The sequence below is a fragment of the Bradyrhizobium sp. NAS80.1 genome, from assembly GCF_001908205.1.
Classification (GTDB): domain Bacteria; phylum Pseudomonadota; class Alphaproteobacteria; order Rhizobiales; family Xanthobacteraceae; genus Bradyrhizobium.
Window position 1 is genome coordinate 25,961 of the sequence record NZ_LGHL01000174.1, and the last position, 9,934, is coordinate 35,894.

The 9,934-nt window shown below is 64.7% G+C and carries 10 protein-coding genes, 1 pseudogene and 1 riboswitch; of the genes and pseudogenes, 7 read left to right on the forward strand and 4 right to left on the reverse strand.

Features of this window, described 5'->3' with window-relative positions; all coding sequences use genetic code 11:
• Positions 1-5: 5 nt before the first annotated feature.
• Entirely contained in the window at positions 6-737 is a 732-nt protein-coding gene (locus tag AC629_RS33485) for a response regulator (RefSeq protein WP_084809067.1), read from the reverse strand.
• Positions 734-1,276, reverse strand: coding sequence for a MarR family winged helix-turn-helix transcriptional regulator (locus tag AC629_RS33490; protein ID WP_084809068.1), 543 nt, complete (start codon positions 1,274-1,276; stop codon positions 734-736). The genes AC629_RS33485 and AC629_RS33490 overlap by 4 nt, the downstream gene beginning before the upstream one ends.
• 339 nt (positions 1,277-1,615) lie before the next feature.
• Between AC629_RS33490 and AC629_RS33495 the strand changes: the two are divergent.
• The 5 genes and pseudogenes from AC629_RS33495 to AC629_RS33515 all read left to right on the forward strand — a co-directional run bounded on the left by AC629_RS33495 (position 1,616) and on the right by AC629_RS33515 (position 6,082).
• Positions 1,616-2,699 (forward strand): annotated as a pseudogene (locus AC629_RS33495) (branched-chain amino acid aminotransferase).
• A 219-nt stretch (positions 2,700-2,918) separates the two neighbouring features.
• A complete protein-coding gene (locus tag AC629_RS33500; RefSeq protein ID WP_084809069.1) occupies positions 2,919-3,443 on the forward strand; it encodes a YegJ family protein in 525 nt (174 codons plus the stop codon).
• Between the two features lie 204 nt (positions 3,444-3,647).
• Positions 3,648-5,162, forward strand: coding sequence for a histidine--tRNA ligase (hisS, locus tag AC629_RS33505; protein WP_084809070.1), 1,515 nt, complete (start codon positions 3,648-3,650; stop codon positions 5,160-5,162).
• A gap of 55 nt (positions 5,163-5,217) precedes the next feature.
• Complete coding sequence (locus AC629_RS33510) at positions 5,218-5,484, forward strand: tautomerase family protein (protein ID WP_283848215.1); 267 nt, start codon at positions 5,218-5,220, stop codon at positions 5,482-5,484.
• A 202-nt stretch (positions 5,485-5,686) separates the two neighbouring features.
• Positions 5,687-6,082: a thioesterase family protein gene (locus AC629_RS33515; protein WP_084809071.1), complete on the forward strand. Its 396-nt coding sequence runs from the start codon at positions 5,687-5,689 to the stop codon at positions 6,080-6,082.
• Positions 6,083-6,209: 127 nt separating this feature from the next.
• Here AC629_RS33515 and proC read toward each other — a convergent pair whose 3' ends face one another.
• Both proC and AC629_RS33525 read right to left on the reverse strand, forming a co-directional pair.
• Entirely contained in the window at positions 6,210-7,046 is an 837-nt protein-coding gene (proC, locus tag AC629_RS33520; protein ID WP_502693070.1) for a pyrroline-5-carboxylate reductase, read from the reverse strand.
• Positions 7,047-7,237: 191 nt separating this feature from the next.
• Positions 7,238-7,738: a type III secretion system chaperone family protein gene (locus AC629_RS33525; protein WP_084809073.1), complete on the reverse strand. Its 501-nt coding sequence runs from the start codon at positions 7,736-7,738 to the stop codon at positions 7,238-7,240.
• 456 nt (positions 7,739-8,194) lie between these two features.
• Positions 8,195-8,357: riboswitch (FMN riboswitch) on the forward strand.
• A gap of 75 nt (positions 8,358-8,432) precedes the next feature.
• Here AC629_RS33525 and AC629_RS33530 point away from each other — a divergent pair.
• Positions 8,433-8,990, forward strand: a complete 558-nt coding sequence (locus AC629_RS33530; RefSeq protein ID WP_084809074.1) for a 6,7-dimethyl-8-ribityllumazine synthase — start codon at positions 8,433-8,435, stop codon at positions 8,988-8,990.
• 101 nt (positions 8,991-9,091) lie between these two features.
• Positions 9,092-9,934 (forward strand): MHYT domain-containing protein (locus AC629_RS33535; RefSeq protein ID WP_084809075.1); only part of this gene is annotated, 843 nt, incomplete at its 3' end.

Here is a 9,934-nt window from a genome sequence, read left to right on the forward strand (position 1 = left end):
TTGATCTATGGCGAGGCTACCAGCCGATAGCCGATGCCGCGCACCGCCTGGAGGAACAGCGGATTGGCGGGATCGGTCTCGATCTTGCGCCGCAGGCGGTTGATCTGCACGTCGACGGCGCGCTCGTTCACGCTGCCGTTGCCGGTGAGTGCGCTGCGCGGGACGGTCTCGCCCGGTGTCTCCGAGAGGATGCGCAGCATCTCGCGCTCGCGGTCGGTGAGGTGGATGACCTCCTCGCCCTGGCGCAATTCGCCGCGATCGAGGTGGAAGACGTAGGGGCCGAACGCGATCTTCTCCACCGCCGCCGCCTGTGGCGGCGGAGCGGCACGCTTGAGGATGTTGTTGATGCGCAGCGCAAGCTCGCGCGGCTCGAACGGCTTTGCCACATAGTCGTCGGCGCCGATCTGCAGGCCCTCGATACGGCTTTCGGCTTCATGGCGCGCCGTCAGCATCACGATCGGCACCGAGGAGGAGGTCCGGATGAAACGGGCAAGATCGAAGCCGGTCTCGCCGGGCATCATGACGTCGAGGATCAGGAGATCGAAATGCAGGCTGAGCAGCTTCGAGCGCGCATCGCCGGCGCTCGCAGCGGTGGTGACGCGATAGCCTTCGCTGGCGAGGAAACGCGAGAGCAGATCGCGGATGCGGCGGTCGTCGTCGACCAGCAACAGATGCGGAGCGTCGTCGGCCGGGCGCGCCGGCGGGCGGGCGAGAGTGGCAGCGAGCGTCACGGTCACTCCTTTGCGTCTTGATTGACGGAGGCGAAGATCGTCTCGAGCACCTTGTCCGGATCGTCGCGGTCGATCATCGCGCGCAGGAAGCGCTTGACGGTCTCGGCATCCTGCGGAGCCATCTCGGCAAGCGCCTTGGTGATCCGCGTGGTCTGGAGGCCGGCGAGCTTCTGCACCAACGTTTCGCCTTTCGGCGTCGCGTACAGCAGGCGCTGGCGGCGATCATTATCGCCGGTTTTCTGCACGATATAGCCCTCGTCCAGGAGCTGCTTGAGCACGCGGCCGAGGGACTGCTTGGTGATGCGCAGGACGTCGAGGAGGTCGGCGACCTTGAGGCCGGGATAGCGGTAAACGAAGTGCATGACCCGGTGATGGGCCCGGCCGAAGCCGAAGGCTTCGAGCTCCTGGTCGGGATCGCCGACAAAATCGCGATAGGCGAAGAACAGCAGCTCGATGATATCCCAGCGCAAATTGCCTCCGCCGCCTGCGGCCGGCCTGGGCTCGGTGGCGTCATGAGAGGGAGTCACGAAATTTATGTCAGGCATATTGACGTATCTTGGGTTCAATGTTACAAAACGATCAGCCCGCACGAAATTTTAGATCGTTTCGCGTCGGGTGGCATCGAAGCACGACGGCCGCGGATAGCCGGACAGGCGGCGACGGCCGAAGCAGATCTACCGTACGATTGTCGAGCGGCATTTCGGCAAAACATACTGGACTTCCGCCTTCCGCAAAAGCATGTCCTCGGCGACATGCTGGCCACGGAAACCGGCCGTAACAAGGCTGGCGGTGGTTCGGCCAGAAACCCAATCAAGCCAGCCGGGCCCGAAAGAGGGCTTGCGGGCGCCAGAGCAGCGCCGCTACCGGCAGCGGGAGGCAAGGAAATGAGCATGAAATTCGACATCCAGCCCGCATCCAATCCGACCACCGAGAAGGACCGCGTCGCCAAGCTGGTCGACCCCGGCTTCGGGCGGGTCTTCACCGATCATATGGCGATCGTCCGCTACAGCCAGGCCAAGGGCGGCTGGTACGAGGCGCGCATCGAGGCGCGCGCGAGTTTCCAGCTCGATCCGGCTGGCGCCGTCCTGCACTACGCGCAGGAAATCTTTGAAGGCCTCAAGGCCTACAAGCGCGACGACGGCGGCGTGAACCTGTTCCGCCCCGACGCCAATGCACGGCGCTTCAAGGACTCGGCCGACCGCATGGCGATGGCGCAGATCCCCGAAGACGTCTTCATCGAAGCGGTCGAGCAGGTCGTGCGCATCGACCGCGCCTGGATGCCGGGGCGGCGAGGGCAGCCTGTACCTGCGGCCCTTCATGATCGCGAGCGAGACCTTCCTCGGCGTCAAGCCGTCGTCCGAATACATCTTCGCGGTGATTGCGTCGCCAGTCGGCTCCTATTTCAAGGGCGGCCCCGCGCCGGTCTCGATCTGGGTCTCGGAGAACTACACGCGCGCTGCGATCGGCGGCACCGGCGCCGTCAAATGTGGCGGCAATTATGCCGCGAGCCTGCGTGCGCAGGCTGAAGCCATCCAGCACGGCTGCGATCAGGTGGTCTTCCTCGACGCGGTCGAGCGCCGCTATATCGAGGAGCTCGGTGGCATGAACGTGTTCTTCGTGTTCGATGACGGCTCGCTCTTGACGCCGCAGCTCGGCACGATCCTGCCCGGCATCACTCGCGACTCCATCATCGCGCTCGCCCGCGATGCCGGCAAGACGGTGCGCGAGGAGCCGTACTCCCTCGACCAGTGGCGCAAGGATGCGGCAAGCGGCAAGCTGAAGGAAGCATTTGCCTGCGGCACCGCGGCCGTGATCTCGCCGATCGGCAAGGTGCGCTCGGTGAGCGGCGATTTCGAGATCAGCGGCGGCGCCGCCGGCCCCGTCGCCATGGGCCTGCGCAAGCAGCTCGTCGACATCCAGTACGGCCGCACCAACGATCCGCACAACTGGATCCGCAAGGTGTTTTGAGGTCTCGTGTCCCGGACGCGCTACAGCGTGAAACGCTGCTGCGCAGGGCCGGGACCCATGCCTCAGTGGATGGACCCCGGATCAGCAGCGCACCACGCCGCAAAGGGCGGCGCGCTGTGCAGCATCCGGGGAACGCCAATCGACAGGCATGTGCCGTGAACTCCCCGCCACGGTCGCGCGACAAAGCCCGAGACATCGAGGTATCTGGACATCGCGCTCATGCCATCCAAACTCCCCCAGCCCCTGAAATGGGCCGTTCTCGCCGCTGTCACCGGCGCCACCGTCTTCGGCATCCTGACCATCGGACCCAAGCCCGAGGTCGCGGCGGAAGATCGCTCGCCCATCGTCGACGTGTGCACAACCGACCCTGAAATGAACGCCGCGATCGCGCGCGCCCGCGGCTCGCTCCCGACCTTCTGGGCCTCTTATGATGCGCCAAAGCCGTCGGAGACCGGGCACTCGCTGAAACTGCACTTTTCGACTCGAAGGCGCGGTGAGCACATTTGGATCGCCGAGGTGAAAAAGCTGCCGAACGGGGCCTATTCGGGTCTCTTCGCCAACGAGCCGCGCGATCTGCCGGGCAAACGGGCAGGCGACGAGGTCAAGTTCAGCGAAGCCGACATCTCGGATTGGATGTTCATGCGCAACGGCAAGATCGTCGGCGGCGAAACCATCAAGCCGACGCTGAAGTCGCTGCCGAAAGCGGACGCGGATGCGATCCGGGCGCGCATGGAGCAGCCGTAGTTCTTCTTTCCCTCTCCCCGCCTGCGGGGAGAGGGGCGGGGTGAGGGGGGAGTCTCCACGGGGACGCTGGCAGCTGGATTCGCGGAGAATCCCCCTCACGCGGATTTTATGCCGGAGGCATAAAATCCGACCTCTCCCCGCAAGCGGGGCGAGGTGCAGAGAACCCCGGTTGCCGCTTTGCGCGTCGGCTGGTAAACGCCGCGCATGGCCGAGAAACCCAAAAAACCCCAGAAACTGAAGGCGCGCCTGCCGCGCGGGCTCGAGGATCGCGATCCCGCGGCGATCCGGGCGACGCGCGAGATGGTCGAGAAGATCCGCGCCGTCTACGAGCTCTACGGGTTCGAGCCCGTGGAAACGCCGGCGATGGAATACACCGACGCGCTCGGCAAATTCCTGCCCGACCAGGATCGTCCGAACGAGGGCGTGTTCTCGTTCCAGGACGACGACGAGCAGTGGATTAGCTTGCGCTACGACCTGACCGCGCCGCTCGCCCGCTATGTCGCCGAGAATTTCGACACGCTGCCGAAACCCTATCGCAGCTATCGCGCCGGCTATGTGTTCCGCAACGAGAAGCCCGGCCCCGGCCGCTTCCGCCAGTTCATGCAGTTCGACGCCGATACGGTCGGCTCGGCGACCCCGGCGGCGGACGCTGAGATCTGCATGATGGCTGCGGACACGATGGAGGCGCTGGGCGTGCAGCGTGGCCAGTACGTCGTGAAGGTGAACAACCGCAAGGTGCTCGACGGCGTTCTGGAGGCAATTGGGCTCGCGGGTGAAGAGAACGCGGCACGCAGATTGACCGTGCTGCGCGCGATCGACAAGCTCGACAAGTTTCCCGCCGAGGAAGTGCGCAAATTGCTCGGTCCCGGAAGGTGGGATGGTGGCGAAGAAGGCAAGGGCGACTTCACGAAAGGCGCCAACCTGAGCGCGGCCGAGGCTGCCGTTGTTCTTGCCATCACCGAAAAGCGCGACGATTGGAAAGAGGCAATTGCTGCAGCCGATGTCTACCTGGCCAAGAGCGAGATTGGTCAGGCCGGCGTGAGTGAGCTGGAAGAGATTGCCAAACTGGTCACAGCGTCAGGTTACGGTGCAGACCGTATCCGCATCGACCCGTCGGTGGTTCGCGGTCTCGAATACTACACCGGGCCCGTTTACGAGGTCGAACTGCTGCTCGACACCAAGGACGAGAAAGGCCGCCCGGTGCGGTTCGGCTCGGTCGGTGGCGGCGGGCGCTATGACGGGCTCGTCTCGCGCTTCCGCGGCGAGCCGGTGCCGGCGACCGGCTTCTCGATCGGCGTGTCGCGCCTCCAGGCCGCGCTGACGCTGCTCGGCAAGCTCGACACGCGGCCTGAATTCGGTCCCGTCGTCGTCACCGTGTTCGATCGCGACCGCGTTGCCGACTATCAGAGGATGGTCGCGAGCCTGCGCACCGCCGGCATCCGTGCCGAGCTCTATCTCGGCAATCCCAAGAACATGGGCAACCAGCTCAAATACGCCGACCGCCGCAACGCGCCCTGCGTCATCATCCAGGGCTCCGATGAAAAAGCGCGCGGCGAGGTGCAGATCAAGGATTTGATCGAAGGCGCGAAAGCGGCGGCTGCGATCGCCTCCAACCAGGAATGGCGTGAGAGCCGCCCGGCGCAGTTCTCGTGCAGCGAAGCCGATCTCGTCGCGAAGGTGCGCGAGGTGCTGGCCCGCCATGACGTAAAGTGGGGATAGCCATTCCGGCAGGCCGTCATGCCCGGGCTTGTCCCGGGCATCCACGTCTTGTTTGATGGGAAAGAACGTGGATGGCCGGGACAAGCCCGGTCAACGCGAAAGCAGCAGGGAGAAGACGATGCCTGAGATCACCATCAGCATGGCCGAAGGCCGCACCGACGAGCAGAAGGCCGGCATGATGCGCGACATCACGCAGGCGCTGGTCAAGAATCTTGGCGTCGATGCCGAGGCCGTCGTCATCCAGATCAACGAAGCCCCGCTCCGCCACAAGATGAAGGGCGGCAAGACCTTTGTGGAGCGCGCGGCGGCGGCGAAGAAATAGACGGCTGGCGAGAGTAGCCACAGCCGCAGCAGCAATCACAGCTGTCGTCCCGGCGAACGCCGGGACCCATAACCGCAGGGAGCGGTTGTGGGCGAGCTGCCAACCACGGGTCTTCGCCAAACTACTCCCTGTGGTTATGGGTCCCGGATCGGCGCTCCGCTTTGCTGCGCTTGTCCGGGACGACAGCGGAGTTTGAGGCAGCATGGACGCACGCGACTTCATCAAGATCGGCATGAGCGCCGAGCGCACGCTGGTGGTCCCGGCGGAGCGTACGGTCGGGCATTTCGTGCCTGGCATGCCGATGGTCTATGCAACGCCGATGATGATCCTGGAGATGGAGATAACGTCGGGCGATGCGATCCGCTCGGCGCTTCAGCCAGGCTGGGTCACCGTCGGCACCGAGGTCGATATCCGCCATCTCGCTGCCGCGCTCGTCGGGGCGACGGTGCGGACCACCGCGAAGGTGGTCGCCGTCGAGCGCCGCGTCATCCGCTTCGAGGTCGAGGCGTTCGAGGGTACGCGCAAGCTCGGCGAGGGCCGTCACGCGCGCGGGCTCGTCAATGTCGAGATGTTCAACAAGCGGCTGGGGGCGACGTAGCATCCGCTTGCTCTGACCTCATCCTGAGGAGATCGCGCAGCGGTCGTGTCGAAGGATGGCCGCGGGCAAGAGCGGGGCCTGCATGGTTCGAGACGGCGCTGACGCGCCTCCTCACCATGAGGGTCTGCTACTTCGCCAGTTCCTTCGACCGCTTCGTCGCCGCCGCAATCGCGCGGATCATCAGATCGCGCAGGCCTGGCTCGCCCATCAGCACGCCGAGTGCTGCGGCGGTGGTGCCGCCGGGCGAGGTGACGTTCTGGCGCAGCGTGCTGGAGGAAAGATCCGACCGGTGCAGGAGCTCGCCGGAGCCGGCGACCGTTTCGCGCGCGAGCTTCGTCGCCAGTGCTTCGGGCAATCCCGCTTCGACACCGGCGTGGGCCAGCTCTTCGGCGAGCAGAAACACATAGGCGGGGCCCGAGCCGGAGACGGCGGTCACCGCGTCCATCAGGCCTTCATCCTCGACCCACTCGACCGAGCCGGTGGCGCGAAGAAGCGCATCGGCCACAGCTCGCTGCGTGGTGCTGACATTCTTCGCCGCGACTGCAACCGTGATGCCGCGGCCGATCGCGGCCGGCGTGTTCGGCATCGCGCGCACCACGGCGCCGCCGCAGACTCCCTCAAGCGATGCGATCGTGGTTCCCGCCATGATCGAGACCACGGACGTTTGGTCGGAGACGAAGGGTTTCAGCTTCGCGCCGGCTTCGCGGAACATCTGCGGCTTCACCGCGACGACCAGCGTCTCGATCGCGCCAGCAGTCTTCACATCGGGATTGAGCGCAACGCTTTTGGCGGCAAGCGCGGTGATCTCGGGTGAGATCTGCGGATCGATCACCGCGACGCGGCGCGGATCGAGCCCACCCGCCAGCCATCCGGTCAGCATCGCGCCGCCCATCTTGCCGGCGCCGGCGAGAAGGATGGTGCCGGTGATGTTTTGAAGTGTGCTGTTGTCTGCCACTGTGGTCACCACAAACAAAGGTGTCGTCCCGGCGAAGGCCGGGACCCATAACCACAGGAAGTTCTAGTGGATGGAGAGCAGAGCAACAAGCATTGCGCGACACGAGAAATCACGCGGTATGGGTCCCGGATCTGCGCTGCGCTTGTCCGGGACGACGTCGCGGAGGGAGCGGCGGCTCCCTCGCTATCTCGGAGAGAAGCCTACGCCTCTCCCACCGTGTCGAACATCGCCGCGTCCATGGCCTGCGCGGTGGTCTTGCCAGCCCACACCACGAACTGGAACGCCGGGAAGTAGCGCTCGCAGGCGTGGATGGCGCCAGCGAGCATGGCTTCGCATTGCGCAGTCGACGCCGTCAGTCCGCCCGGCAGCACGAGCGCCTGGCGATGCATGATCATGCCGGTGTTGGTCCAGAGATCGAAGTGCCCGATCCACAATTGCTCGTTGACCGCGGCGACGAGCCGCTGCACCTCGCCCCGGCGCGCGACCGGAATCTTCATGTCGAACGCGCAGGCCAGATGCAGCGCCTCGATATCGCCCATCCAGGTGAAGGAGATCTGGTAGTCGGTCCATTGTCCCTTGGAGACAATCGTGAGTTCGTCTTCGCCGGAGCGTTCGAACGGCCAGTTGTTGCTGGCAGCGATGTCCTCGACCACCGCGAGCGGATGGTTTCGGGAATCGATATTGCCTTCGAGCAGGGACATGCCGTCTCGACCTCTTGCCTTATTGTTGTCTTGATACGCACGCGGTTCGCCCGGCGCGCGCTCCCTAAACGTCGCTACGGCGATCCTTCGGAGTCGCTTTTGCGATCCCTCAGGGTCGCTCTTGCGATCCCCTCGGATCAGCACGGGCCTGTCGCGGATCAACTGATGTGATTTGCGGAATCTGCGCAACTGGCTGCCGAGTCCGTCCACAGCCTCGGACTCGTTCGTCCACAGCTCATCTCTCGGCCACAATTCTTAACGAATGAGAACAAACCGGAATCGGATTCGCGAGATGCGCGCCAATCGCTAATTCCGCCGCGAGGGCCGGACCACCAAGAGGACTCCCGAGAGGACCTCCATGGCGGCATGGGACCATGCGGTTTTTCATGCGGAACGCGCTTGCTGCGGCCTCGAACCGGCGTCATATTTCGTGTCAGGCCGTTCATCCCGGACGGCCGATGTTCTCAGGGCGGGGTGAAAGTCCCCACCGGCGGTAAGGGCCGAAAGGCCTAAGCCCGCGAGCGCCTTCTTCCGACGGATTTTTTCCAGTGGGGAAGGGTCAGCAGATTCGGTGCAACTCCGAAGCCGACGGTCAAAGTCCGGATGAAAGAGAACGGTCGGTGGCAGACGCATCGGAAGATGCGGCTGTTTGTCGTTCCGTGTGCCCTGATTCTGGTCCTTAAGAAGGAAAGCCATGAATCAGATGTTGCAAGAGACCCAAGTCGAAACGTCCCAGACACAGCCACCGCCGGTTCCAAGGGATCCGGTGACCGAGCATCCGCGCTTTGCAAAGCCGCAGCGGGTAGCCTTCGTGCAGTCCCGTTGGCACCACGACGTGGTCGAGGAAGCCCGCATCGCCTTCATGAAGGAGGCGGAAGCACGCCATCTCACCCATGTCGACGTGTTCGAGGTGCCGGGCTCGTTCGAAATCCCGTTGCACGCGCAGATCCTCGCCAAGACGCGGCGCTACACCGCGATCGTCGCGGCGGGCCTCGTCGTCGACGGCGGCATCTATCGCCACGAATTCGTCGCCGACACCGTGATCAAGGCGCTGATGGACGTGCAGCTTCGCACCGAGGTGCCGGTGTTCTCCGCGGTGCTGACGCCGCAGCAATTCCACGAGACCGAGGTGCACTACGATTTCTTCCGCAGGCATTTTGCCATCAAGGGCGTCGAGGTCGCAGCAGCCTGTGCGGAGACGTTGCTTGGCCTGGAGCGCCTGCGCGGCCAGGTCGCGGCGGGAATCGCGTAACGGCAGCTTCACACGCCGCTGATTGTCAATTCCGCCGCCGTCCTTATAAAGTTGGCGGCGGGAGGAGGCCGCTCCGTGGAGACGGGGCGGCCGACAAGATCATGTTCGAAGGACACGATCCCTATCTCGTCGCGCTCTCTGTGGCGATCGCGAGCCTTGGGGGCTATACCGGCTTTGCGCTTGCGGCTCGCATCCGCAACACGCCGGGCGTCAGCAATCGCGTGCTGCTCGCGAGTGCTGCTGCGTTTCTGGCCGTCGGCATCTGGACCATGCATTTCGTCGGCATGCTGGCCGCACCGCTGCCGCCGGACACGGTCTATCTCGTTCTGCCCACCATCATCTCGTTCCTGATCTGCGCGCTGGTGGTCGGCATCTCCCTGTTCTTCGTCTCGATCGGCGAGCCGTCCTTGAGGCGGGTCGTATCGTCGGCCGTCCTGCTCGGCGTCGGTATCGCCAGCATGCATTATGTCGGGATCCATGGGCTGGCCGGTTCGTTCGGCATCGTGCACGACCGCTCGATGGTGCTGCTTTCGATCGTGGTCGCAATCGTCACCGCCTACGGCGGCCTGCGCGCCTTCCTGGCGCAGCAAGAAGGTGTTCGCCTGATCGTCAGCTCGATCGTCTTCGGCGTGGCGGTCTCCGGCATGCATTACACTGCGATGCTGGGCATGCATTTCGAGCCGCTGACCGGCGAGGAGCATCACCATCTCGGCGGCAGTCTCGCCGCGTCGCAGCAAATTCTCTCAATCGTGGTTGCCCTGTTGTGCTTCGTGATTGCGGCCGGCTTTTTGCTCTCGCTGGTGCCGGACCCGCGGCGGCAGACGCAGGCCCCCGCCGCTGCGGAGCCGGTCGCACCTCCTGCCGTGCCTGCCACCGCGGAGCCGGTAGCCCTGGCCGCTACATCATCGCCGCGACCGGTGGCGCCGCTCGGCGGACTTGGCCAG

Coding starts and splice junctions, on each gene's coding strand:
- AC629_RS33490 (WP_084809068.1), bottom strand. CDS start 1,276: ATGCCTGACATAAATTTCGTGACTCCCTCTCATGACGCCACCGAGCCC.
- AC629_RS33500 (WP_084809069.1), top strand. CDS start 2,919: ATGCCATCCAAACTCCCCCAGCCCCTGAAATGGGCCGTTCTCGCCGCT.
- hisS (WP_084809070.1), top strand. CDS start 3,648: ATGGCCGAGAAACCCAAAAAACCCCAGAAACTGAAGGCGCGCCTGCCG.
- AC629_RS33510 (WP_283848215.1), top strand. CDS start 5,218: ATGGGAAAGAACGTGGATGGCCGGGACAAGCCCGGTCAACGCGAAAGC.
- AC629_RS33515 (WP_084809071.1), top strand. CDS start 5,687: ATGGACGCACGCGACTTCATCAAGATCGGCATGAGCGCCGAGCGCACG.
- AC629_RS33525 (WP_084809073.1), bottom strand. CDS start 7,738: ATGTCCCTGCTCGAAGGCAATATCGATTCCCGAAACCATCCGCTCGCG.
- AC629_RS33530 (WP_084809074.1), top strand. CDS start 8,433: ATGAATCAGATGTTGCAAGAGACCCAAGTCGAAACGTCCCAGACACAG.